Below are 24,705 nucleotides of genomic sequence, written 5' to 3'. Positions count from 1 at the left end.
CTCGTCATCCCGGAGATATGGATGCCAGATATCACCTGACAAATAGCTGACTTGGCTCAACAGGCGTCAGTCAGGCCGCTTCTGGCAGGTTGCCCCGCACGCCGCCGCATGGTGCGGCCGGCCACCGTCAGGAGATACCTATGCGCAAGATTGCCATTCTTACCCTCGCCGCCGTGACCCTCGGGGCGGCCTCCGCCCAGGCCGGCAGCCTCGGCAAGCCGTGCACCTCGGCCCCCGAGGCCCAGTGGCTGCCGGTGGCGCAGTTGCAGGCCAAGGTCGAGGCCAAGGGCTACAAGGTCCAGAAGGCCAAGCTCAAGAACGCCTGCGGCGAGCTCTACACGCTCGACAAGAACGGCAACCGGGTCGAGCTATTCGTGGACCCGACCAACGGCCAGATCGTCGGCCAGATGTGACGGTGCGCAAATGAGACCTTCGAGCAACACGATTGGAGCCGGCGGCGCGATGCCGCCGGCCACGGTCAAGGTCTGGGATCCGTTCGTCCGGATCTTCCATTGGTCGCTGGTAGCCACCTTCGTGATCGCCTACGCGACCGGCGACGAGATCGAACGGGTGCACGTCGGGGCCGGCTACACGATCGCCGGCCTCCTCGGGATCCGCATGGTCTGGGGCTTCGTCGGCCCGCGGCATGCGCGCTTTTCGAGCTTCGTTCGGCCGCCGCGCGAGGTGCTGGCCTATATCCGCGACGTCACGCTGCTCAGAGCTCCGCGCTACATCGGGCACAACCCGGCGGGCGGTGCCATGATCATCGCGCTCCTCGTCGCGCTGGCCGGCACGTGCGCTACGGGCTACATGATCACCACGGATGCCTACTGGGGCTCCAAGCTGATCGAACACGTCCACGAATTCCTGGCCAACCTGACCGTCGGCTTGGTCGTGGCGCATGTCCTCGGCGTGTTGATCGCGAGCTTCGAGCATCGCGAGAACCTGATCGCGTCCATGATCTCCGGCCGCAAGAGGGCTGCTGACTAGGCCGCCCTCTTCGAACCTTAACCGCAAACAGGAGCGTCCTGTGCCCGCCACCCCACACGTCGAAAAGCACTTCACCTCCTCCGAAAGCGTCCGGGACGTCGTAATCGGGATGGCCGACGGTTTGACCGTCCCGTTCGCGCTGGCAGCCGGTCTTTCCGCGGCCGTCGCCAACACGGACGTGATCGTCACGGCCGGGCTCGCCGAGGTCGTCGCCGGCGCCATCGCGATGGGGCTCGGCGGGTATCTCGCGGCCCGCACGGACGCGGAGCACTACGCCGCCGAAGAGCAGCGCGAGCACCACGAAATCGATCACCTGCACGAACGGGAGGTTGAAGAAGTGGAGCAGATCTTCCGCGAGTACGGCCTCGAAGGAGACGCGCTGAAGTCCGTCGTTGGTGCGATCGCTTCGAACAGGCAGCGATGGGTCGATTTCATGATGCGCTTCGAACTGGGATTGGAGCGTCCGGATCCGAAACGGGCGCCGATCAGCGCCGCGACAATCGGAGGCTCTTATGTGATCGGTGGTCTGATCCCACTCGTGCCATACATGTTTACCCAGAACATCGGGACGGCCCTACAGATTTCGGTGGCTGCGACCGGCCTGGCCCTGATCTGCTTCGGAGCCGTCAAAGGGCACTTCACAGGCGTCAACAAGATCAAGTCGGCGCTGCAAACGTTGCTGGTTGGCGGATTGGCAGCCGGGGCAGCGTATTGGCTCGCGCATTTGTTCGGATAAGGCGTGTGCCCATACCCCCCTCTAGGAGGTCAGTCATGCTGCGCCTCTGCACCTTATCAGTAGCTTATGAGCCAGAGGATAGCGCCGATGCAGATGATGCCAATGATGTAAGGCAGCATAAAGGTTAGTAACGTCCTCACCTCAACCTCCCCGACCGTTTCTGTTTTTGCCGCTTCGGCTGCCAACTGGCACGGGGGGCCGCATCAGGGTTAAACCTTGACCGTGCGGCCCCGCCGCAGTGGGATGCATGCGGCGAGGAATTGTACGCCTCCGAACGGCAGAAGAAGCACTGGGAACAAGAAAGACAATAGCTGCCCTCGTCGTCATCGCACCCTCGCATGCCATACTCTGACGACAGCGCTGACTACCTGCGTGACGATCATCGGCGCCAAACTAAAGAGAAGAACGACTGACCACATGTCGGCGGTGGGGGGAGCAAGGTGCAATAGAAGCGCTGCCGGCGGCAGGTAAGGCGGCACGGCAAGGAGTGTTGCACAAAGCATGAGCGCGCTCCAAAGCCAACCATTTCGCGTGATCTCGTTGACGATGAGCGGCGATTGCGGATCGCTCATGCTGAACGTGTGCCAGAGCTGCGCGAATCCAAGAGTGAGGAACGTGACGGTCACCGTCGCTCTGGCATCGAGACCGAGCCGATACGACGCAGCCAGCGCCCCGAACGTGCCGGCGCTCAACGCTCCGGCATGCAGGATTATTGTGATCCATTGCCCACGGCCCAAAATGGGCTCTCCTGGATCGCGCGGCGGATGCTTAAGGATACCGGATTCACCTTCGCCCATGGCCAGTGCGAAGGCCGGAAACACGTCTGTCACGAGATTGAGATACAGAATCTGCAGCGGCAGCAGCGGCAGAGGGAGCGCCGACAACACGGCTAGTCCGACCACCATCACCTCGCTGAGATTGCAGGACAAGAGATAGGCGACGAAACGGCGGATATTGGCGAAGATGATGCGGCCTTCGCGTATCGCCCCAACGATGGTCGGGAACGCGTCGTCGAGCAGGATCATGGCGGCCGCTTCGCGCGCGACATCGGTGCCCCGCAGGCCCATCGCCACGCCGATATCGGCCTGCCGCAGGGCCGGCGCGTCGTTGACCCCGTCACCCGTCATAGCGACGATCTCGCCGGCGGCCTGATAGGCCCTGACCAGGGCAAGCTTCTCGTCGGGGTTCACTCTCGCGAAGATCCCGACGTCGCGGAGCGCAGGCTGCCCGGTCTCGATCACCTCAGCGATCTTCTTGCCCTCCATGACGTTCGCGATGCTCTCCCCGAGACCGACCGCGCGACCGATACTTCGCGCCGTCACGAGATGGTCGCCAGTGACCATGACGACGCGAATTCCCGCTTTCTGGCAGTCCTGAACCGCCTGCGGCACGTCGGCACGCGCGGGGTCTTCCAGACCGATAAGGCCGACCAGGACCAATCCCTCGTATGGCGAGGCATCGGACAGCTCGTCCTTCTTCGTCGCGCAGGCGAGTACGCGCAGGCCGCTATGGCCGAGCCGATCGGCCCGGCCCAGCCACTCCGCTCGTGTGTGGTCGTCAAGGGCGATCTCGCCATGCCCGGTGGTTGCGCGCGTCGCCACCGCCAGGACCGCTTCCGGCGCTCCCTTCACCGCCACCAGCACGCCGTCTCCCCATTCGTGCACCGTTGCCATCATCTTGGCGGCAGGATCGAAGGCATGCTTGCGAACGATGCGGTGCCCATCCAGCAAGGACGTTCGTCTCAAGCCCGCGTGGAATCCGGCGCGCAAAAGTGCGATTTCCATCGGGTCGCCGCCGCCGCCTTCGTCCGCGCGGTCGAGATGGGCATCGTTGCAAAGAACGGCGATGCGGAGCAGTTCGGCGGCCGATCGGTCGCCGGCGAGTTGCAGGCGCTCCCCCTCCTTTGGCGCTTCCGTCTCGAGCGAGATCTCACCAGAGGCCGTGCAGAGCCGCCGCACCGTCATCCGGTTTTCGGTCAAGGTGCCGGTTTTGTCGGTGAGGATGACGGTGGTAGCCCCGAGCGTCTCGACCGCGGAAAGACGCTCGATCAGCGCATTCTGCCGCGCCATGCGCCACATGCCACGGGCGAGCGCAAGCGTCGCGACGACCGGGAGGCCCTCGGGAATCGCGGCCACGGCGAGCGCGATCGCCGCCTCGACCATCACGAGGGGATCTTCACCTCCGATCAGGCCGGCGACGCCGATGGCAACGGCGACGGCGATGGTCGCCAGGACGAGCTGCGTTGACAGACGCCCGAGCTTGCGTTCGAGAGGCGAACTGCCCGGGTCGGCTTCGAGAACGAGCCTCGTCACGCGGCCTAGCTCCGTGCCGAGGCCGGTCGCCACGACGACCCCGGTGCCCGTCCCCCGCGTGATGGCGGTGCCCTTGAACGCCATGGACGCGCGATCGCCGAGACGCGTGTCTGCGCCGACCGGGCGCGTCTGCTTGTCGACGGCGACCGATTCGCCGGTCAGCGTCGATTCGTCTGCGGACAGACGGGACGTCTCGATGAGGCGGAGGTCGGCCGACACGACATCGCCAGCGTCCAGGACGACGATATCGCCCGGAACGAGCTCCTCGGCCGGCACGACACGAACGCGCCCCCCGCGTCGGACGCGGGCGCTGCGCGTTCCAAGCGCTCGCAAAGCCTCAATCGATCGCGCCGCCTTCAGCTCGGTCACGAAGCCGATCAGCGCGTTGATGGCAAGGACCGCAAGGATGGCGCTGCCTTCCTCCAGTTCGCCGAAATAGAACGCCAGCCCCGCCGCAACGCTCAAGAGATAAACGACCGAACTCTTGAACTGGTGCAACAGCAGGCTCATCACCCGGGTGGGGCGGCGCGAACTGATCGTGTTGGCACCGAAGCGCTTGCGGCGCGCTTCGACCTCAGCCTCGGAGAGGCCATCGGAAGCGGCCACGCGCAACTGCCGAAGCAGTTCGGCGACAGGCAGGACATGCGGATTTTCCGGCAGAATGACCTGTTCGGCAATTGCGTGTCTTTCGATGGCAAGCCTCCTTTACGCCGAAAAACAGGCCCTTAAGATAGACGGGCCTCGATAACCGGTCTTGACTTGGAGCAAGCGAGGCCCACGAGACTCCGGAGCGATGAAAGCCGATGATTGCCCAGGCATCCGAAGAGACGATTGAGCTTCGGGTCGACGACATCGCCCAGCTCTTTCATACGCTCGACCCATTCCCGTTTCGAGAGCGAGACCTCGACAAAGAGGCGGAAGACTACATTGTCGGCTGGGCGCGAGAGCTCTCGGGCCGGCAAGCGATCCGGATTCGCGTTCAACATCCTGATACTGATGCGCAAGCGAAAGCAGCGCTGGAGCTCCGCGAAGCCTTCGGTCACTATTTTTCAGATCGGGCGAACGCAACTCAAGGAGACCTCAACGAGCTGTTCAGAATTGGCCGCTGGTCGCTGGCCATCGGACTCGCCATTCTGATCACGTGCCTGCTCTTTGCGCACGTCGTCGTTGGTGCGCTGTTCGCCAACCCGTTGCGGCGTCTTCTGGAGGAGAGTCTCTTGATCCTGGGGTGGGTTGCGAACTGGCGCCCGCTGGAGATCTTTCTCTATGACTGGTGGCCGCTCGTTCGCCGGCGCGATCTGTACCGACGGATTTCAAAGGCCATTATCGAAACTCGGGCCGTCGCTCAGAGCGAAGCCGGTGTAGCAGCCTGCCAGGACAAATAGTGCCGTTACAAGCGGTAAGAGGCGCGCGGATCTTAAGGCTAAGCCGCCGCTTGGGCCGCCACGGCTTCGTAGATATCCTCCTCCTGGGCTGTGTGCATGCGCACCAGTGTTTCGATCGCCTCGATCACCCGCTGGGCGTCCCGGACAAGGTAGCGGTCGACCTTCTCTGAGGGCAGATCCTCCACGATCCGAGCGAGCAGGCGAGCAAGGTGCAGTATTTCCCGATGGGCACGGCTCATCGCAGCGAGGCCGTGGCGGTCGCGCAGCACCTCCGCAAGCTTCGGATAGACGCTGTCCTCATCCTGGCGCTCGTGCTTCACCACGCTACTCTGAACAAGGCGCTGAGCTTCCCCGATCAACGCCGCGGCGGACTCGGGCGTCGCATCGTCCAACGCATCGACGATCTTGCGCAAGCGGTCGAGGTCCTTGAACAGGGTCAGATGATCGTGATGCAAGATCAGCCCCTGCTCTGCGGTGATCCGCGGGCCGCCCGTGCCGAGGGCCGGAGTGAGCGCCCGCAGCGCGTTCAGGATGACGGCGACATCGATCACCTCCTGCACGATCGCCGCCGGCACCGGATCAAGCCAACCAACAGTGGCAGCTATCATTGCCACCAACGACAATCCCATTCCGACAACAATGCTTTGCATAGCGATCTGCCGCGCCCGCTGCGCGATGATGATCGCTTCGCCGACGCGATCGAGCCGGTCGGCCAAGATCACCACATCGGCCGCTTCGGACGAGGCGCTGGCGCCGCGCGCGCCGAGCGCCACTCCGATATCGGCCACGGCCAGCGCCGGAGCGTCATTGATGCCATCACCGACCATGATCGTGGGATGCAACCGCTGTTCGGTGCGTACCGCCTCGACCTTGTCCGAAGGAACGCGGTCGGCCAGCACGGCGTCGAGGTCGAGCGCTGCACCGATGGCGTGCGCTGCCGCCGCGCGATCGCCTGTGACCATCACCATTCGCGCGATGCCCGCATCGCGCAGCAGCCGGATCGCACGCGGCGTATCCGCCCGCAGTTCGTCGGCCAGCAACAACGCACCGATCGGACGCCCGTCCACGGCGACAAAGACGATCAACGCCGAGCGCCACGAGGCGCGCCGGATCGCCCTCAGCTCCCAAGGCGACAGCTCGGCATGTGAGAGAATCATCTCTCGCGAGCCCGCGGCGACCAGGCGCCCCTCGATCAGGCCGCACAAGCCAGTGCCCATGGTTTCCTTGACTTGTTCGGGCGCTTTCAGCTTCAGGCCGCGCTCGATGGCCGCGGCAACGACGGTTTTGGCAAGCACGTGATGCGAGGCCTGCTCGAGCGATGCCCCAAGCCTGAGGACCTCATCCGGGTCTTCCCCCGGAGCGACCTCAACCGAAAGCAACCGCGCCCCTCCCACCGTCAGGGTGCCGGTCTTGTCGAACAACACTGTATGCGCCCGAGCCAGCGCCTCCAGCGCCCCTCCGCCTTTGGCCAGGATGCCGCGGCGCGCAGCTTGCGCCACGCCCGCTATGAATGCGACGGGCGCGGCCAGAATCAGGGGACAAGGCGTCGCCGCCACCAGCACAGCGAGGCTACGGGTCAGATCACCGGAGATCCACCACGCCACGAAGGCGACGACGAGCGTGACCGGCAGGAGGATCAGCGCAAAGCGATCGGCCAGCCGTACGAAGGGAGCCTTCGCTGTTTGCGCCGCCGTCACCATGCGCACGATGCCGGCGTAGGTGCTCTCGCCGGCCGGCGCGGTCACGGTCAACTCGAAGGTCTCACCGGCATTGAGCGACCCGGAAAGAACTGCGCTGCCGCGTGTCTTCTCCACCGGAATGGGTTCACCGGTCACCGCGGACTCGTCGATGGTGGCCGAGGCCGAACCAACGATACCATCGACCGGAACGATCTCGCCGGCCCTGACCAGGAGTTCCTCGCCGACCGAGACTGCCTCGATCGGAACTTCCTCGATCTGCTCGCCAGTCTTGCGATGGGCCTGCCGCGGTGCCCGATCAACCAGGGATCGCAAGTCGCGCTCCGCCCGCGCGATCGCGATGTCCTCCAGCACATTGCCGCCGGAATACATCAACGCGACCACCGCCCCGGCAAGGGGTTGGCCAAGCGCCAATGCCGCGCTCATCGACAGCAGCGCAATCGCGTCCACTCCGAGGCGGCCGCTCAGAAGATCCCTGACGATCGAGACCGCCAGTCCTCCGATCACGGGCGCGGTGCCAAGCTCCCAAGCAAGATCGGCCAGATCAGGCCGGCCTGCGGCTCGCGCTAAAATGCCCGCCGTCAAGCCGGCGATCGCAATCACGACCAGGGTCCATCGCAGGACCCGCTCAAACGACATGGTTTGGTTCCACAGCTACACGAACGTCACTGTCCTCCGATACCAGCGTTGTTGTTGAGCAAAATCAACCGCCGAGATGAAGAACGCTGATACAGAAGGGGTTACTTCACAGCCGGCCATGACCTGGATCAACATCTGTACGAGCGTTAGAGTCTGTCCGGAAAGATTACCTTGGATTGCATAGCTTTCGCAGCATGAGTCGGATGGAGGCCAGCTTGAGAAAGGCGAGCGCCCTGTGATTGAAGCATTCCCAATCTTTGGACAGTCTTCGGCATCGCCCGAGCCAGGCAAAGGTACGCTCGACGATCCAGCGTTTGGGCAAGACGACGAAACGGTGAGCCTGATCGGAGCGTTTGACGATTTCGAGGTTCACGCGCTTCAGAGCGCTACGCAGCCCCTTCTGGAAATGTGGCCCTTGATATCCGCCGTCGCGTAGAGCTTCAGAAGAAAGGGATAGAGGCCGAACAACGTTGCCATCAGGAGCACGCCGCCGTCGCGATCCTGGATGTCCGCCGCATGCACGATGGCGTGCATCAAGAGGCCTTGCGTGTCGACGAGAATGTGCCGCTTCTTGCCCTTGATCTTCTTGCCCGCGTCGTAGCCATGGAGATCATGAGGCCCCCTTTTTCAGCGCTTTTCACGCTCTGGCTATCGATGATGGCGGCGGTGGGAGAAGCCTCGCGCTCGGCCCTTTCGCGACATTCGACATAGAGGGCGTGATGAATTTTATCGAGCGTGCCGTTCCAGCTCCACAGATCGAAGTAGCCATACAGCGTCGAGCGCGGCGGCAGGTCCTTGGGGATCGCGCGCCACTGGCAACCTGTGCTCAGGATGTACATCAGCCCGTTGGCAATCTCGCGCAGGTCCACCGTACGCTTGTTGCCGCCGCGCTTGGCCGGCGGGATGCGAGGCGCGATCAGCGCCCACTCCTCGTCGGTCAAGTCGCTCGGATAGCGCAGGCGGCTGCGGTCGTAGCGTGCACGGTTCTCGGTAGTCCACATTGGCGGCGCGTCCCCATCGAATCAGGCCGCTCACCTTGAATCACAACCGATTCATTCGACTCAACATGTTTTGGAACAGACACTTAGGCAGATACTTCTCTCTAGGAGGCTATCATGCGTACTCTAGCTCAAGCCGTAGCGGTGATTTCTCTCCTGTCATCTGGCGTGCCATGCTTCGCTAACGAGAAGGGGAAGACCGAACACTCCTCGCCAGCTCTGACTACGCGCTCGCAGGAGCTTGAAGAAGGTCAGCCAAAAGCGACGAACCAAAGGCGAAATGACACTCATCGCCTGGACCAAATGATGGACCAGCGGGACTGGGATCACCGCAAAGCAGGCCGCGACTGGCGGATGCGGAGCAACAGCGAGAATCTAGGTCACTAAAGGACCGCAACGCCTAGGTTCTTCGGCATAGCGCACTGGACGAAATATTTGCGGTCTCAACGCGATCGTTGCGCAACCCGTATACCCGGCGCAACTCGGTCGCTGGGATAGATAATCACCTGTTCCCCGGGAGCGAGGCCGGAAGTGATGGCTGCAAGGCGGCCGGACCGGCGTAGGAGTTCGATCTGGCGCAATTCGGCACGTCCATCCTTAACGGCATAGACGTTCCAGCTTTCTTCGCGACGGAACAGCGCGCCGGCGGGAATGATATTTGTCTCGTCGCGCGCGAAGACCGTGATCTGCACGTCCACCTGATAAGCGTCACCAAGTCGCGCCCACTGCTCCGGTGGCGACAGGATGTCGACGAGAACATTGACCCTTTGCTCCTCGACGCCGAGCGTCGAGATCTTGGTGAAAGCTGCCGGCTCGACCCGGCGAACCCGGCCCTTCAGCTTTCCCTCCCCGCCCCAATGGTCGATCGTGACATCGGCTCCAGGACGGATCTCAACGGCGTCAGTGCTCAGGACGTCGACTACGATCTCGAGATCCCTGCCGTCGCCAATATCCAGTAGCGGTGTGCCCGGCTGGACGATCGTCTCGCTTTCCTGAGCGACCTTCAGCACCACACCTGCAACTGGCGCTGTAACACCCCAGCTTTCCGGTTGCCCGCTGCTGTCATTTCCGTATCGCGCCAACAGTGCGCGCAGTTGGCTGATCTCATGCTCGGCGGCGTGATCCTGAAACTCCGCCGCACGCAGGTCTCGGTCGGCAAGGCGCGCCGCAAGTTCCGCACGTTCAAGGGCCTGCGCCGTTGCGGCCCCCTGCTGGGCCAAGGTTCGAGTCCGCGCCAAGTCGGTGTTGGCCTGATCGTTCTGAGCCCGCGCCCGCTCGACGACCGCCTTGGCGCGCTCCAGATTGGCTTCGGCCGTTCCCAGGCTTTCCTCGAGTTCGCGGCGGGTCCGGAGGTCCATCAGCGGAGCCGGGGATGGGGTGATTGTCGCGACGGCATCGTCGACCTGGACTTGATCGCCGACCTTGGATCGGATTCGGCTCAGCCGGCCCGCAAGCGGCGAGGCGACCACGTATCGCTCGCGCACCCGGGTCTTGCCGTCCTCATCCACGCTGGCGACGAACTTTCCCTTCGTCACCGCGGCAGTCTCGACCGCCACCGGCGCCGGGATCAAGAGCCAGGCCACGATTCCCGCGCCTGCCAAAAGTCCCGCAGCAATTCCCAAGTGGCGGCCCGTGATTCGCATGCTCATTCCCTGGTCTTGAGAGCTGCGACCAGATCGAGTGCATCGACACGCCATTTGACGATGTACGCACTGGCTGCGGCAGCGGCCAGCACCACGCCGGCTGCGATGAAATAAGTTTGCGGCGCGATCACTGCAGGTATCTGAAAGCTCTCGTTCGAATGAAATCTAGCGATCAGCTCGATGACCGCGTGGGACAACGGCAGGCCAATTAGAATCCCCAACGCGATCTCGATGGCGAACTCGCCGAACAGGATGCCCGCAACCTCGCCGCGGGTAAAGCCCAGCACCCGCAGGCTGGCCAATTCCCATGCGCGCTCCTGCAGGCCGATGCGCGCACTATTGTAGACGACTCCGACCGTAATGATCGTAGCGAAGGCGGCGAGGATGCCGGCCGTTACGAAGACGAGACCAGCGATCTTTTCCATGAAGGACGAGAGCGTATACGCCTTCATCGTCACGGACTCGATGGTCGGGAGGTTCTTGAACTTTCGCCCCAAGGCCGGCATCGCTGTCGGCTCGACATACAGGCTCGCAGCCGAAATTACGGCTCCCTCGTCGGTGAAGCGGTTCAGGGTTTCGATCTCCATATAGGATGCCATTCCGATCGACTCGTCGACGATGGCGCTGACCGGGAGATCACGCTTCCGCCGGCGACCCTCCATCGCCTCGACCGCAATGACGTCGCCGGCCTCCACCTCGAGCCGTTCGGCAAGGCGCCGGCTAAGCGTGATCCCGTCGGGCGCGGCCGCTATTGGGCGCAGCCTTGTATCATGCGGCCTGCGCAACTCATCCCCGACGGAGAGGCCGATCACGGACGTCAAGTAGCTGCGCTGTCCGGCGCGAAGGCGCACCGGCACGATGCGTTGCCCTTCCGCCACCAGGACGCCAGGCTCGCGCGCCAGATCGCGCATGATCGAACGATCCATGGGGTGCGGAAACGTCACCGTCGTGTTGCCACGCTCCACCAGGTTGAACTGCAGGTCGATCATCTCGTTGATGGCGTCGCGCCAAAAGATCCCCAGCACCATCATTGGGACAGCGAAGGCTACCCCGGCCACGGTCAGCAACGAACGAAACGGACGTCCCGCGGTATTCCGAAGGATCATCATCCGGCGTGATCTCGCGGCATTGTGTGGCAGGAGCGCCTCGATCCAGGAGCGTCGAAAGCCGAGCGGCGCGGCCGGCCGCATCGCGACTGCAGGCGGTAAGCGGACGACCTGCCGCAATGCGGTTAAGACGCCGAGGGAGGCCGCGACGAGGCTGATCGCAATACCCAGCGCCGCCGACCAAGGCGTGAGTTGGAACGGCAGGTCGGGCAGACGAAAGAACCCTTGATAACTTGCGATCATCGCTTCTCCAAAGCCCCAGCCGGCCGCAATTCCCAGCGCCGACCCGATCAGCACGATGACGAGGATCAGCTTCAGATAGTGCAGGATCAGAGCCGCGGTTGGAAAGCCGAGCGCCTTCAACGCAGCAATCTGCTCGCGTTGGGCCGCTACCAGCCTGGCCAATGCGCTATTGAGCAAGAACGCCGCAACGCCGAAGAAGATGAACGGAATCGTGGTCGACATTACCTTTTGCTGGTTCAGCTCATCCTCGAGAAAGCGATTGGATGGCTGATCCCGCCGTTCGACAGCGCCGACCGATCCATACGGTTCAAGCAGACGATCCAGCTCGTTGATCACCGGTTTCGGATCGATGCCTGGCGCCAACGAAATGACGGCATCGTTGAAAGCCGCTTTCATGTCGAAGGCGGCTTCCGCCGCACTGCGGTCGACCCAGAGAATGGCATATAGCCGATCGTCCGGAATGGGCAGGCCCCGCTTGACGGCGTAGACATATTCCGGCGAGAGCGCGACACCGGACACGTGAAAGGCTTCCACCTTGCCGTTGAGCAGCACGCGGATGTCGTCACCGGGGCTCACGCCGTTGGCCTCGGCAAACGCCTCGTTGATCGCCGCGCTCCTTGCCGAGCCCGGCTCGGGCGCCCTACCGCGGCGCAGATGCAGGCGAGCGAGCCTTTCATCGCCCGCCTGGTTCAGCGACACCATGCGGGCCGAGACCGGCTGCGAAGCGGCCGGCCAGTCCACGATGACCTCGCGAACGATGCGCGGCTCGACCGTGGCAACGCCGGGAATTGCGTTGAGCTGCGGAACGATCGACAGCGGCGCACGTTTGAGCGCCACGAAAACCTGCGGAAATCGCGCAGTCGCGTAGAAGCGCTCCACGGCCGTGTTGAGCGAATCGTAGGTCGAGACCGAGCCGACGAAGACAGCGACGCCGGCGGCAACGAGCAAGGCGATCGTGAGCACTTGGCCTCGCATGGCCTTGATGTCGCGCAACAGTTTGCGATCAAGCAAACTCACCAATGCACCTCGTCTGCCGAGAGCCGATGTGCATTGCGCTCCTCGCTGACGATCCGTCCGCCACCGAGCCGCAGCACGCGGTCTGCCATGCCCGCGATCGCAGCATTGTGCGTGATGATGATCGTCGTGGTGCCGAGACGCTCATTGGCTCGCGCGATCGCTTCCAGCACCACCTTGCCGGTCTCGTAATCCAGCGCCCCGGTCGGCTCGTCGCACAAGAGCACATCCGGCGACTTGACGATGGCGCGGGCGACCGCGACGCGTTGCTGCTCGCCGCCGGATAGTTGCGAGGGGAAGTGGTCGATCCGCTTTTCGAGCCCGACGAGCGCGAGCACCTCCAATGGGTCGAGCGGCCTCTCGGCGATCTCGTTCACCAACGCAACGTTCTCCAGAACCGTGAGGCTGGGGATGAGATTGTAGAACTGGAAGACAAAGCCCACGTGTTCGCGCCGGTATCGGGTCAGTTCTGCGTCTGTCGCGCCGACGATCTCTCCCATCCGATAGGTCTTCGAAAGCCCCCGGGCGTGAAACACCGGAGCCTTCGTACGATCCTCCTTCAGTGGATTGGCGTCCCAGGTTATGGTCCCGCCAATGAGCCTCGCCCGAAGTCGGGCTATCCAGGCCTCCCAAAATGTTCAGCAGGGTCGACTTGCCCGACCCCGACGGCCCGAGGAGGACGACGAACTCGCCTTCGAAGATGTCGAGATCGACGTCGCGAAGCGCATGCACGTCGCATGGGCTTAAGGGCGAAGTATGACGCGGCGCTTGCGGCCTGCCGTTGTCGGCCTCCCACCGTTCAGTGGGAAAACAACACGGGAATCGGTGGCTTCGTGAGGATGCTTCGGGTTGCACCTCCCAATATGAACTCACGGAGGCGCGAATGGCCATAGGCTCCCATGACAAGAAGATCTGCTCTGCGGGACTCGATCTGCGCTGCGAGAACGTCGCCGATGGCCCGTCCGGCGGCATCTACCTCCTCGATCACCACATCGATTCCATGCCGAGAAAGATTCTTGGCGAGTTCGGATGACGATCGCTTGCTTGGAATCGCTTTCTCGTTGGTCACCGTGAGGATGCACACCTCGCGCGCCTTCTCCATGATCGGAATGGCATCGGAAACCGCGCGTGCGGCCGCGCGGCTAAAGTCCCACGCGACGACCACCTTATTCAGGTCGACCGCCCTGGACGACGGGGCTTCCGGGACCACCAAGGTTGGTCGTCCCGACCCGAAGATGATGGCTTCGGCATACCATTGATCGTAGGATTCTGGCACCGACACGATGGTGAGGTCGCGCAACCGCGCATATTCCACCAGCAGGTTCGGCACTTCAGACGTCAGGCAACGCTCGAGAACAATCTCGTGCAGCACGCCGAATTTCCGAGCGGCCGCCTCAAACGCCGCAAGCAGGTCCTGCGCGTTCTTTCTGCTCTTGTGCGCCTCGTTGGCCACGATTGACCCGAGATTGCCAGCGCCGCCCAGAAAGCTTCCGGGAACCTGCACATGAGCTTCACATGAGATCGCCACAATGCGGGCGCCGAAAGCTGAGGCCAGCGAGACGGCGCGATCGATCACTGAAACCGGCGTCGGATCCGGATAGCTGGTGAGCGCGAGCAAAACGTCCCTGATGGCCATCGGAGTCCTCCGGAGATGCGATTTCTTCCTCGAAGGTAGCCGCGAGAGGTCTGGACCACTTGATCTAGCTCATATCCCCGCCACCAGCGCTCCTACGGACGGAAACAGACGACAAACTTGCGAGCAACGCGCTCCCAACGTAGCATCCTAGTGCGACATCATCACGCAGACTGGCGCCTCGTTCAGCAGACCGCGAGTCATACCCCCGAACATCCACTCGCCGAGCCGACTGTGGCCATAGCCTCCGGTTGCGATCAGATCAGCGCCCTCGTCCTTGGCCACGCGAACAAGCTGGTGCGCATCGGGCTCGGCCATGTGCACGCGCACATCGACCTGGCATTTAACGGCATGGGCCTGCAGATACTTCGCGACATCGCGGACACGCCGCCGCGCCGCGTCCTGTTCATTCGACGTACAGATCTCGACGACCGTGACCTGCGAAGCCTTCGAGAGGAACGGCAGCGCATCTCGCACAGCAATTCTTGCTTCGCGAGTGTCTTTCCATCCGACCAGAACGTGATCGGCATTCAGCGCCGGAACGTGGTCGGGCACCAGCAACGTCGGCCTTCCCATCCGCATCATCGCCTCGGCCGGATCGATGAAATGGAATTGGTCCATTTTTTCCTGAGTGCGCCTGATCACCACCAAGTCGGCTGATCGCGCTTCGTTGGTCAGGAAGGCGGTGGGGTAGTCTACGCTGCAGCGCCACTCAACCCGTTCTTTCGGCAGTCCGGCGACGCTGCGAAACCATTGCTCCTTATCCGCGAGCGCCGACTTCATCCGCTTCAGGTCATCCGCAGTCGTTTCCTGAATTATGACGCCCTCCGCCACAAAGGGAGGCTCGACCGCGAAGGCGGAAATGCCGATCAGCGCGGCCCCGAACTTGTTTGCAGCATCCCGCGCGATGCGTACCTGACGTTCCGCCTGCTGTTCGGGATCAACGTAGACCATCACGGTCGCGATCGTCATCGGCATAGCTCCGCTAGTTGACGCACCTTTAATTTTGGCACCTCCTGCGCGTGCCCGATTGACCCAAATCAAGAGGCTGCGCGTCAGGCTCGCCGATAAGACCTCCAAGCATTTGGTCGTCGCTTGATGATAATGGAGACTGTGCCACAAGATCAGACCGTGTCTGGGGCAGCGGCCTTGTACATGCGTGCTGATGACGGGCACCACGCTTTTCACGCGATAGCAAGACCGATGTAACAGGGTAGTCAACCTCAGCCAATGCTTCATGCTCCGCAATTTTCCGGTCGAAGGCCGGCTCCGACCACGCTCGCCGTGGTCATCCTGTCGGGCGTCACTCTCTGCGCGTTCATGGCGAAGCCTTTTCTGGGCGCTCTCGTTTGGTCGACGACGCTTGCAGTCTTGTTCGCTCCACTCGATTTAGCCATTAGCAAGCGTCTCCGGTCCCGCAGCCTTTCGGCGCTGATCACGACTATGGTCACCGCCTGCATTGTGGTCGTTCCTGCAATCCTTATAGCGGGGACTTTGCTCAACGAAGCCGTCCGGAGCGCAGCGCTCGTCGTACCAATGTTCGACTCAGACGACTGGATGCGTTTTGTGGGCGAGCATCCTTGGCTCGCCCCCGCGTTACAATGGATCCATGACAAGGTGGATTTTCCGGATGTTATGCGAACGGCGACTTCGGCGCTCGCCACATGGAGCGGCTCCGCGCTGCGCGCGTCGTTTTCGGGAGTGGCCAACTTGCTGCTGACCTTCTACTTCCTGTTCTACCTGCTGCGCGATCGGGAACAGATAACGGAGGCCGCGCAGCTCCACTTGCCACTGTCGGAGCCGGAGTTCTCGCAACTCACCCGCCGCGTGATTGATACGATCTTCGCCACCGTATTTGGCACCGTCGCCGTCGCGGCGCTGCAGGGCGGGCTTGGCGGCCTTATGTTCTGGTGGCTGGGGTTGCCCGCCCCTGTCTTCTGGGGCGTATTGATGGCTTTTCTCGCGATTGTTCCGTTTCTCGGCGCCTTCGTGATTTGGGCGCCCGCCGCTGTCTTTCTCGCGCTGAGCGGCGCCTACACGTCCGCAATCGTATTGACGATCTGGGGCACTCTCGTCGTTGGTCTCGTCGACAACGTGGTCTATCCGATCCTGGTCGGCAACAAGCTTCGCATGCATACGGTGCTGTCGTTCATAGCGGTCGTCGGCGGACTGGTTCTTCTCGGAGCGCCGGGCGTGGTGCTTGGTCCGCTGCTGCTCGCGGTCACCCTGACACTGGTGCAAATCTGGCGCGATCGGGCAGCAGCAATCGCAGCGCCTCCGAAGCAGCGTGACCCAGTACAGTGTCCATGATGGATTTTTTGAACCGAAGTCCCGAGGTCATCTCCATCGTCGTTGCACTCGGCATCGGGCTCCTGATCGGTCTCGAGCGAGAACGCCGTAAGGGCGAGGGACCGGGGCGTTCGCCTGCCGGGCTTCGGACGTTTGCCGCAGCATCGCTCGCCGGCGCCGTCAGCGTGATGGTCGGCGGCAAGGGCCTGCTGACGCTTGTAACTGCCGGAATCATGGTCCTGACTGCGACCGCCTATCTGCGGTCCAAGAGCGACGACCCTGGCTTGACTTCGGAAACCGCACTCATCCTGACAGTTCTGCTTGGCGGACTAGCCACCCAGCGTCCCGTTTTGGCCGCAGGTGTTGCCGTCATCCTAGCCATTCTGCTTGCATCGCGTGCGGCTTCGCACGACTTCGTCCGCACGGTGCTCAGCGACAACGAGGTAAAGGACGGCCTGATCTTTGCTGCCGCCACGCTCGTTGTCTTACCCCTGCTTCCTAACCAGCCGGTCGGCCCCTTTGGCGCGCTCAACCCGCGCGCAATCTGGATTATCGTCATCCTGGTAATGGCGATCGGCGCCGTCGGGCACGTTTCGGTACGGCTGCTCGGGGCTAGAGGTGGGCTCGCGATCTCTGGCTTTGCCTCGGGCTTCGTCTCCAGTACAGCCACGATCGGAGCAATGGGAGCCCGTACGCGCAGCGCGCCGGAACTGCTGGGAGCTGCCACCGCCGGCGCCACGCTTTCGACGGTCGCAACGATCGTTCAGCTCTTCGCGGTGCTCGCAGCAACGAATCTGTCTACGCTGCAAAGTCTACTGGTTCCGTTGCTTTGCGCCGGTGCGGCGGCGACGATCTATGGCGCGATCTTCACGCTCAAGGGCATGCGGGAGACGCCTGCAGCCGAGCTGCAGCCCGGACGTGCTTTCAGCCTTCCGTCGGCCGTGTTGCTGGCATTGACGCTCTCTGGAGTTCTCCTGCTTTCCGCCAGCTTGCGAGAGACGTTTGGGGAAATTGGCCTGGTGGTCAGCGCGGCTGTGGCCGGTCTCGTTGATACGCATTCGCCCGCCGTGGCCGCAGCCACCCTCGCTGCCTCCGCCAAGATTGCGGATTCCGATTTATTCCGGCCGGGTATTCCGACTTGAAGCCGGCCATCGTTCCGATTTGAAGCCGGCCACGATTCCGAAATGAAACCGGCCGGCATTCCGATTTGAAGCCGGCCGGGTTTTGGAAGTCGGCGTTTTCGTTTGGGTCAGTCCTTCAGGCATCAAGTCCCTCGTTGATCCACGAGGGGAAGCGGATGCCGGCCAAGAGAGAACTGACCATGCGACAGATACGACAGATGCTGCGGCTTGCCCGTGATGGGGTGAGCGCCCGGGAGATCGGGCGCACGCTCGGGGTGGCGCGCAGCACGATCCAGGACAATCTCAAGCGTGCCTCGACTGCCGGGCTGGCGTGGCCTTTGGCGGGCGATCTGACCGACGCCGTTCTTGAACAACGTCTGTTTGCCCATGCCGGCGTCAGGCGCGGCTTCCGCCGGCGCCGGGAGCCGGATTGGGCCTCGCTGGCCTGTGAGCTGAAGCGGCCTGGCGTCAATCTGATGGTGCTGTGGGAGGAGTACCGGGCGGTCCATCCGGAAGGTTATGGCTACAGCCGGTTCTGCGATTTATTCCGGGAATTCGAGCGGCGGCTGTCTCCGACGATGCGGCAGGACCATCCGGCCGGCGACAAGGTCTTTGTCGATTACTCCGGCAAGAAGATCATGATCGTTGATCGCGCAACCGGGGTTGTGCGCGACGCGGAGATCTTCGTCGCCGTGCTTGGCGCCTCGAATTACACCTACGCCGAGGCGACCTGGACGCAGACACTTCCGGACTGGATCGAGGCTCATGTCCGAATGTTCCGGTTCTTTGGCGGGGTGCCACGCCTCGTCGTCCCTGACAATCTGAAGTCCGGCGTGCACCGGGCGTCGTTCTACGACCCCGAAATCAATCGCAGCTACGGGATGATGGCGTCCCATTACGGCGTTGGCATCCTTCCGGCACGGCCAAGAAAGCCCCGGGATAAGGCAAAAGTGGAAGCCGGAGTGCGTTTTGCCCAGACCTATATCCTCGGGCGGCTTCGCCGGCAGACCTTCTTCTCGCTGGCTGAGGCGAATGCGGCAATCGCCGCCGCGCTGGAGCGCATCAACGCCCACGTCATGCGCCGGATCGGCGTCAGCCGCCGACAATTGTTCGAGACCGTCGAGATGCCTGTCCTGGCGCCGTTGCCGGATGCCGACTATCAGTTCGCGGAATGGCTCCTGGCCCGCGTCTCGCTCGATTATCACGTCGAGGTCGACGGCTTCTTCTACTCAGTTCCACACGGCCTGATCCGGGAGCAGGTCGACGTTCGCGCCACCACCCGGACCATCGAGTTGTTCCATCGGGGTTTGCGTGTTGCTGCTCACCAGCGCCGTTATGGCGGCCGCCGGCACGGCACTGATCCCGATCACATGCCCAGTGCGCATCGGCGTTACGCCGAGTGGACTCCCGATCGATTCCGGCGCTGGGGGCGGTCGATCGGGCCCAACACCGAGGGGCTCGTTCTCGCCATCCTGGCCAATCGGCCTCATCCCGAACAGGGATTCCGGACCTGTCTCGGCGTGCTTCGGCTGTTCAAGGATATTGATCCCGAACGCGCCGAGCTGATCGCGGCCCGCGCGGTCGCGGTCAGCGCACTGACCTACAAGAGCATCGCCTCCATCATCGCCAACAAGCTCGAACGCAGTTCTCGCGATACCGAGGACGCGATCATCGAACATCCCAATCTGCGCGGCCCCGGTTACTTCCATTGAAAGGATTATCCAGCATGCTCACCCATCCCACCCTCGACCTGCTGCATAGCCTTGGTCTCCACGGTATGGCCAAAGGCTTCAAGGACCTCGATGCCCAGTCCGAAGCGCGCAGCCTCGAACACGCCGAATGGCTGGCGTTGCTCCTGGAACACGAGAAAACGCTGCGCCAGCAAAAGCGGTTCGAAAGCAGAGCTCGAGCCGCCAAGCTGCGTCATGCCGCCTGCGTCGAGGATGTCGATTACCGCGCTATCCGCGGCCTCGACCGCACGCTCTTTCTAAAACTCGCCGCTGGCGACTGGATCCGGGCACGACATAATCTCCTTGTTACCGGGCCGTGCGGCGTCGGCAAGAGCTGGCTCGCTTGTGCCCTCGGCAACAAGGCTTGCCGAGACGACTTCTCAGTTGCCTACCATCGTGTGCCGCGTCTCTTCGCCGCTCTCGCACTCGGCCGCGCCGATGGCCGCTATACCAAGATGCTGCGGGCGATCGCACGACTTGATCTGCTGATCCTGGACGACTGGGGACCAGAACCTCTCGACGCCGACCAGCGCCGTGATTTGCTCGAAATCGTCGAGGATCGATACGAAGCCCGCTCGATTATCGTCACCAGCCAGCTGCCCGTCGATCGCTGGTACGAAATCATCGGCAACCCCACCATCGCCGACGCGATTCTCGATCGCCTCGTCCACAATGCCTACCGCATCGAACTCAAAGGAGAGAGCCTCAGGAAGCAGAAGCAACCCGCTCAAGATCAACCGGTCTCTTGACCTTCCCAGCCCTCGACGACATCATGAAATTGACCCATGCGAACGACGCCACGGGTGGCCGGCTTCAGATCGGAATACCCGGCCGGCTTCGAATTGGAATGCATGGCCGGCTTCGTCGGAATCCGCACCAAGATCACCTCGGCCGACGCGATCGCTCCGGTTCTGGCCGCGCTGTCGACAAATACTCTCAGCAAGATCGTTATTGGCTGGGTCAGCGGCGGGCGCTCCTTCGCGCTGCGGCTGATCCCCGGGCTCATTCTCGTCATCACGGCCGCGTGGGCGGGCGCAATCTCGACCTCGTGGTCATCGTAATTTGTACCAGACAGCCGCGAGTCTGCTGCGGGATCAAGTTCTTTGTTCCACGCATGAACGCCTGCATCTCATCCAGAGTGAGCTTCCCATCCTTGTTGCTGTCCATTGCCTTGAAGATTCGTTCGTGCGCGACCTGAAACTCCGGCAATGAGACGGTCCCGTCACCATCAGCATCCATCAGCGCGAAAATCATGCGGAACATGATGGGTGGCCCCATTCCGTCCGCGCCCATCATGCCCTCCCCCTTCATGCCGCGCCCCATCATTCCCATCATGCCGCCACCACGCATCGTGCCTTGTCGGTCCGCGGATGCGCCTGCGGGAGATTCCGTCTCCATCGGCGGCGAAACTTGGCTCTGTCCAGGGTGATGGGCCTCGTGATCAGCTGACGACTGAGCAAACGCGGGATAGCTCAGCACAGCAGACAGCAGCGCTGCAGCGGTGAATGGGAAACGCATGGACGGTTCTCCGGGGTTGGTTAGAGAAAAAACGTTGCCGATCCCGACCGAGTTGGACTTGAGGCAAGTCAACGCGCAGTGTACGGAGAGACTACTGCAGTGCACCCGTCGTCGCCGGATCGTTTGCGATCCGGTCCACGACTGTTTAGGCGTGGCTGCAGCCTGATCGCGCGTGATCTCCATCCTTCTCCGATGAGGATCAGTTGACGGACTGAATAGCAGCTTCCGAACACAACTCACGGCGCAAAGTGGCCGTCTTTGCCAATCCCATAAAGATCGTAGAGTGGCGTAGAGCGGGAACGCGTAGCTAGGCAGCGACTCGCCCTGTCTATCTGCTAGGCGAACCGTTGGACGGCGCCAATTTCGCACAAGCGCTTTGGGTGGTTGTCCGATTTGTTCGCCGCAACACCCTAGTCTACGATGAAGCCCCGACGAACCTAGCCGAGGAAGCCCGCGCGGCGTACGCCGTAATGAGAACCACTCAGAGAAGGACGCTCTTTAGTTCGATTCTCAATGCAGATTCAGAAGCTCGGTTTCCAAACGCACCCGGAATATCTAGCGTGAAGAGAGCCACTTACATAATGAACTCAGCAGCTTGCGTGCTGGCTGGGGCGGGAGGCATCGAACCTCCGAATGGCGGAATCAAAAGCCGCAACCCGCCCCGGCAACTCGTCGACGAGGGTCACCGTTTCGGGTTTGACAGACAATACCGTGACCAGGGCCGGCGGTGCTCCAACCTGCGCAGCCGCCCTCTCGGATTTATCCTGGCCGCAACCGGCCAAACACAGTGCGGTCAAAAATAAAAACAGGATCTGGAAAGTGCCGAACTGACGTGCCATGCATGAATCCAAAGCGACAGAAGGCGCACCTGATGGATAGGCCGCCTCGTAGATGATCAACGCGTCGGTCCGCGAAGAGAGCGGGCTGCGTGTTCTTCGCGGCGCAAGCTGATCCCGCGTTATCTTCGCGGGCTTTGGGCGCGTCTCACGAAGGCAGCGTCTTTCTTCCGCTGCAGCGCTGGCCACTCTAAAACTCGTCGAAATCTCGCCCTTTGTCGTCGTGCAGCATCTGACCGTAGATGCTCTCCTCGGAACCCGGGATATCGATCGCATCGAGGTGCTTACGGTAGAAAGCCAGCGGCCCGACGCCACCGATGATCGCATAGGCATATTCCGCTTCGCGCATGCCCCGCAGGGTGGCGAAGAGGAGCGCCTCGCCAATGCCTTGCCCACGAGCAGCCTTCGCCACTCCCGTCGGACCGAAGAAGCCCCGCATCGAGCAGTCAGCGCAGGCGAAGCCGAGCAACTCGTTCTGCCGCACAGCGAGCCACACCATGACCGGTGAGCGCGTGAAGGCGCGTGTCGCTTCGCTGACCCAGGGACTGTAGAAATGCCTTTCAATCCAGGGAAGCACGACATGCGCCTCCGCCGCCATCGCGCGACGAACCGTGATCCCGTGGGAAGCGATCTTCTCCTCCATCCGTACGTCGGGAAGATCATATAGGCGGACGAGGAGGTCACTCATGGATGGGCCTTTCATTGAAAGAATGACGAGCGGTTGCACGCCGACGATACCCAGGAGATCGATCAGTTACGGACATACCTTCCGGTCTGATTTACGAGTACGCGATCTAGATGACGATGATTGGCGTATCGAGCCGCCTAGTCGGTGTCCGGCGCGGGCTCATTTTCGGGGTCGACATCGTCATCATCCCAATTGTCGCGCCAGCCGGGCGGATTGCCATCGTTCTCCCAGCGATGTTCGTTCCAGCGGTCGATTTCGCCGTAGAAGCCATAGTCACGGTAGTAGTCGTGCCAGTAACTGGCGACGTTGAACGTTACGACGGGGATTTCCGCCTGCGCCGCGTAGGCAGGGATGTAGACGCGGCGCGCTTCGTGAACGAACTGCACATGCGCTCCCGACACCCAGCCGCGAACACCAGATGCGCTCACGTCGCACCAAGTATAGCGTGCCAGGCATCCGTGGATCGTCAGCGATGATCCGGCAGCCAACGTGCCGACCGCCGGAAATCGAACACTCGGTCCGGAACGGATGTTGAGATTCACGCCGGAATATCCGTCGCTAGTTCCAGCATGGCCCTCGCCAGCAAAGACGATCAGGAGCAGCGTGGTTGCATAGACAAAGCGGGACTTTTTCATAGTTTCTCCAACGGAAAGTACCGAAGTGGCGGGCCAGATGGGCCGCGGCCCGCGCACCGTCTCGCTCCCTGCGCATTGCCTCGCGGCTGTTGACGCAGAGTCGAGGCTAGGTGGAGATTTGGTAGAGGACTTCACACTGAAACTTCTGTTGAGAAGAAGTCTCAGGCGATGATGCGTCCTCACACTCTCGATGCTGGGGCTATCGCGCGGCCCGGGTCCATATTTCGCTCCCGCACAACGAGCCAGCGCACCCCCGCACTTCCAGCCGTGCTCCATCAAGCAAGGTAACTGTGCTGGCATAGCTCTTGCCGTCATCGGCGTTATAGACTCGCCCCGACCATGAGTTCGGTGTAGAGGGCAGCATGTCGAGGAAGAGCTGAAGCCCCACGATGCGATGCGTTCTGAGAGACGGATCCGGGTTCTTGTCGTCTGTCTGAGGTTTGCCCGTTACGCTATCGATCGGTTGCTTCAGCCACACGACCTTGCCACATATTGCCGCGCCGCATGGTCTTACCACCACCTTGGCGTCGCCTGCCTGAGTCAGCCAGGCTCCAAAAGGATTGGTTCTCGGCTTGGCGCGGCCTGCTGCGACGCCGTGTACGAGAACGACCGTAATGGCCAAAACCACCGGAAATGCGTAAATGGCGGTGCGGACAGGGTCGATGCGCATGCGAAATGGCCCTTACAGAGCGTTGCGGCGGTCCAAGAGCGGCTTCGGCTTCCACCAGCCTGCCGGACAGGGCCGATGCGCGGCGTCATCGCCGGCAACGGTCGATCGACCATGGAGAATCCATGGAGACTTGGTGGAGTTGGCCTGTAATAGATCGACGGGAAGCTTGCCCCCATGCCATGAGACCCTATCCAATGATGCCTGACCTTGTGTTCCGATGGACGCCCTTATCCTCATTGCCGAAGATGAACCGCAAATCTGCGAAATTCTCGACGCCTATCTGACGCGTGAGGGCTTCCGCACGGTCCGCGCTGGCGATGGCCGAACCGCACTCGACCTGCACCTTGCGCTGAAGCCGGACCTCATCCTTCTCGACGTGACGATGCCGCGCCTCGACGGTTGGGAGGTATTGGCCGAGATCCGACGCCGGGGCGATACACCCGCCATCATGATCACCGCGCTCTCACTTCAGATTTCAAGCGCCACGAGCACTTCGTCGCCATCGAGGATGACGGGATAAGTCGTTAAGGCTTCCATGCAGGGAGGCTTGGTTGGTTGTCCGCTCCGAATATCGAACGAACCACTGTGCCAGGAACAAACAACATTGAAGCCTTCGAGGTATCCGTCTTCGGAAAGAGACGCCTGACCGTGAGTACAGATATCATCCGACGCGAAAAACTGGCCTTCCACTCGATAGATGGCAAGAACGCCAATCCCATCGACATGCACTTGCACGATTTGGTTCTCTTCTACATCGGATTGAAGACATACTCTTACCCGCTTGCCAGCTCTCAACGTCGAACTCATCCGCGATATCTTTCT

General features: G+C 62.1%; 21 protein-coding genes and 3 pseudogenes. 10 read left to right on the top strand and 14 right to left on the bottom strand.

Annotated features, from left to right (window positions below; genetic code table 11):
• Positions 1-140 precede the first annotated feature (140 nt).
• Genes HAP41_RS09710 through HAP41_RS09700 form a run of 3 tightly spaced genes read left to right on the top strand, consistent with a single transcriptional unit; the run spans position 141 to position 1,726 of the window.
• The gene (locus HAP41_RS09710) at positions 141-413 is read left to right on the top strand and encodes a PepSY domain-containing protein (protein ID WP_166103077.1); all 273 of its coding nucleotides are present in this window, start codon (positions 141-143) and stop codon (positions 411-413) included.
• 10 nt (positions 414-423) lie between these two features.
• Complete coding sequence (locus HAP41_RS09705) at positions 424-990, top strand: cytochrome b/b6 domain-containing protein (protein WP_166103080.1); 567 nt, start codon at positions 424-426, stop codon at positions 988-990.
• Positions 991-1,030: 40 nt separating this feature from the next.
• Complete coding sequence (locus HAP41_RS09700; RefSeq protein WP_166103085.1) at positions 1,031-1,726, top strand: VIT1/CCC1 transporter family protein; 696 nt, start codon at positions 1,031-1,033, stop codon at positions 1,724-1,726.
• 323 nt (positions 1,727-2,049) lie between these two features.
• On the opposite strand, the gene HAP41_RS09695 is transcribed toward HAP41_RS09700, so the two are convergent.
• The gene (locus HAP41_RS09695) at positions 2,050-4,644 is read right to left on the bottom strand and encodes a cation-translocating P-type ATPase (RefSeq protein ID WP_321576674.1); all 2,595 of its coding nucleotides are present in this window, start codon (positions 4,642-4,644) and stop codon (positions 2,050-2,052) included.
• Between the two features lie 197 nt (positions 4,645-4,841).
• Here HAP41_RS09695 and HAP41_RS09690 point away from each other — a divergent pair, with 197 nt between their 5' ends.
• On the top strand, positions 4,842-5,423 hold the full coding sequence (locus tag HAP41_RS09690; RefSeq protein ID WP_166103089.1) for a hypothetical protein: 582 nt from the start codon (positions 4,842-4,844) through the stop codon (positions 5,421-5,423).
• 38 nt (positions 5,424-5,461) lie between these two features.
• On the opposite strand, the gene HAP41_RS09685 is transcribed toward HAP41_RS09690, so the two are convergent.
• The 7 genes and pseudogenes from HAP41_RS09685 to HAP41_RS09650 all read right to left on the bottom strand — a co-directional run bounded on the left by HAP41_RS09685 (position 5,462) and on the right by HAP41_RS09650 (position 15,368).
• A complete protein-coding gene (locus tag HAP41_RS09685) occupies positions 5,462-7,759 on the bottom strand; it encodes a heavy metal translocating P-type ATPase (protein ID WP_166103092.1) in 2,298 nt (765 codons plus the stop codon).
• 166 nt (positions 7,760-7,925) lie between these two features.
• Positions 7,926-8,760 (bottom strand): annotated as a pseudogene (locus HAP41_RS50005) (IS5 family transposase).
• A 440-nt stretch (positions 8,761-9,200) separates the two neighbouring features.
• Complete coding sequence (locus HAP41_RS09670; protein WP_166106109.1) at positions 9,201-10,400, bottom strand: efflux RND transporter periplasmic adaptor subunit; 1,200 nt, start codon at positions 10,398-10,400, stop codon at positions 9,201-9,203.
• A 2-nt stretch (positions 10,401-10,402) separates the two neighbouring features.
• The gene (locus tag HAP41_RS09665) at positions 10,403-12,766 is read right to left on the bottom strand and encodes an ABC transporter permease (protein ID WP_176400453.1); all 2,364 of its coding nucleotides are present in this window, start codon (positions 12,764-12,766) and stop codon (positions 10,403-10,405) included.
• Positions 12,763-13,495, bottom strand: a pseudogene (locus HAP41_RS09660) (ABC transporter ATP-binding protein). Before HAP41_RS09660 ends, HAP41_RS09665 begins: the two are co-directional and overlap by 4 nt.
• 67 nt (positions 13,496-13,562) lie before the next feature.
• Positions 13,563-14,399 carry a universal stress protein gene (locus tag HAP41_RS09655; RefSeq protein WP_166103101.1) on the bottom strand — a complete coding sequence of 279 codons (837 nt, stop codon included), beginning with the start codon at positions 14,397-14,399 and terminating at the stop codon, positions 13,563-13,565.
• 147 nt (positions 14,400-14,546) lie between these two features.
• Positions 14,547-15,368 (bottom strand): universal stress protein, encoded by an 822-nt coding sequence (locus tag HAP41_RS09650; protein WP_166103104.1) that lies wholly within the window; start codon positions 15,366-15,368, stop codon positions 14,547-14,549.
• Positions 15,369-15,680: 312 nt separating this feature from the next.
• Between HAP41_RS09650 and HAP41_RS09645 the strand changes: the two genes are divergently transcribed.
• The 5 genes from HAP41_RS09645 to HAP41_RS09625 all read left to right on the top strand — a co-directional run bounded on the left by HAP41_RS09645 (position 15,681) and on the right by HAP41_RS09625 (position 20,597).
• On the top strand, positions 15,681-16,706 hold the full coding sequence (locus tag HAP41_RS09645) for an AI-2E family transporter (RefSeq protein ID WP_166103108.1): 1,026 nt from the start codon (positions 15,681-15,683) through the stop codon (positions 16,704-16,706).
• Positions 16,703-17,827, top strand: a complete 1,125-nt coding sequence (locus tag HAP41_RS09640) for an MgtC/SapB family protein (RefSeq protein ID WP_166103114.1) — start codon at positions 16,703-16,705, stop codon at positions 17,825-17,827. The genes HAP41_RS09645 and HAP41_RS09640 overlap by 4 nt, the downstream gene beginning before the upstream one ends.
• A 179-nt stretch (positions 17,828-18,006) precedes the next feature.
• Positions 18,007-19,518, top strand: coding sequence for an IS21 family transposase (gene istA, locus HAP41_RS09635; protein ID WP_166105319.1), 1,512 nt, complete (start codon positions 18,007-18,009; stop codon positions 19,516-19,518).
• A gap of 14 nt (positions 19,519-19,532) precedes the next feature.
• Positions 19,533-20,285 carry an IS21-like element helper ATPase IstB gene (istB, locus tag HAP41_RS09630; protein WP_166057122.1) on the top strand — a complete coding sequence of 251 codons (753 nt, stop codon included), beginning with the start codon at positions 19,533-19,535 and terminating at the stop codon, positions 20,283-20,285.
• A 54-nt stretch (positions 20,286-20,339) separates the two neighbouring features.
• Positions 20,340-20,597 (top strand): hypothetical protein, encoded by a 258-nt coding sequence (locus HAP41_RS09625; protein WP_248577190.1) that lies wholly within the window; start codon positions 20,340-20,342, stop codon positions 20,595-20,597.
• Here the strand turns inward: HAP41_RS09625 and HAP41_RS09620 are convergent.
• The 5 genes from HAP41_RS09620 to HAP41_RS09600 form a co-directional block, all read right to left on the bottom strand.
• Positions 20,551-21,054, bottom strand: a complete 504-nt coding sequence (locus HAP41_RS09620; RefSeq protein ID WP_166103119.1) for an EF-hand domain-containing protein — start codon at positions 21,052-21,054, stop codon at positions 20,551-20,553. The genes HAP41_RS09625 and HAP41_RS09620 overlap by 47 nt on opposite strands.
• A 587-nt stretch (positions 21,055-21,641) precedes the next feature.
• Complete coding sequence (locus tag HAP41_RS09615) at positions 21,642-21,953, bottom strand: hypothetical protein (protein WP_166103122.1); 312 nt, start codon at positions 21,951-21,953, stop codon at positions 21,642-21,644.
• 127 nt (positions 21,954-22,080) lie between these two features.
• Entirely contained in the window at positions 22,081-22,533 is a 453-nt protein-coding gene (locus HAP41_RS09610; RefSeq protein ID WP_321576385.1) for a GNAT family N-acetyltransferase, read from the bottom strand.
• Positions 22,534-22,715: 182 nt separating this feature from the next.
• Entirely contained in the window at positions 22,716-23,213 is a 498-nt protein-coding gene (locus HAP41_RS09605) for an SH3 domain-containing protein (protein ID WP_166103125.1), read from the bottom strand.
• Between the two features lie 199 nt (positions 23,214-23,412).
• Positions 23,413-23,883, bottom strand: a complete 471-nt coding sequence (locus HAP41_RS09600) for a DUF2147 domain-containing protein (protein ID WP_166103129.1) — start codon at positions 23,881-23,883, stop codon at positions 23,413-23,415.
• A 217-nt stretch (positions 23,884-24,100) separates the two neighbouring features.
• On the opposite strand from HAP41_RS09600, the pseudogene HAP41_RS09595 reads away from it, so the two are divergent.
• Positions 24,101-24,358, top strand: a pseudogene (locus HAP41_RS09595) (response regulator); the annotation flags it as partial.
• Here the strand turns inward: HAP41_RS09595 and HAP41_RS09590 are convergent.
• Positions 24,352-24,690 carry a non-heme iron oxygenase ferredoxin subunit gene (locus tag HAP41_RS09590; RefSeq protein ID WP_166103134.1) on the bottom strand — a complete coding sequence of 113 codons (339 nt, stop codon included), beginning with the start codon at positions 24,688-24,690 and terminating at the stop codon, positions 24,352-24,354. The pseudogene HAP41_RS09595 and the gene HAP41_RS09590 overlap by 7 nt on opposite strands.
• Between the last annotated feature and the right edge of the window lie 15 nt (positions 24,691-24,705).

Origin of the sequence: Bradyrhizobium barranii subsp. apii (assembly GCF_011516635.5) — a bacterium.
Taxonomy (GTDB): domain Bacteria; phylum Pseudomonadota; class Alphaproteobacteria; order Rhizobiales; family Xanthobacteraceae; genus Bradyrhizobium; species Bradyrhizobium barranii.
The sequence above is the reverse complement of the archived record's forward strand: the minus strand, read 5'-3'. Positions and strand labels throughout refer to the sequence as shown.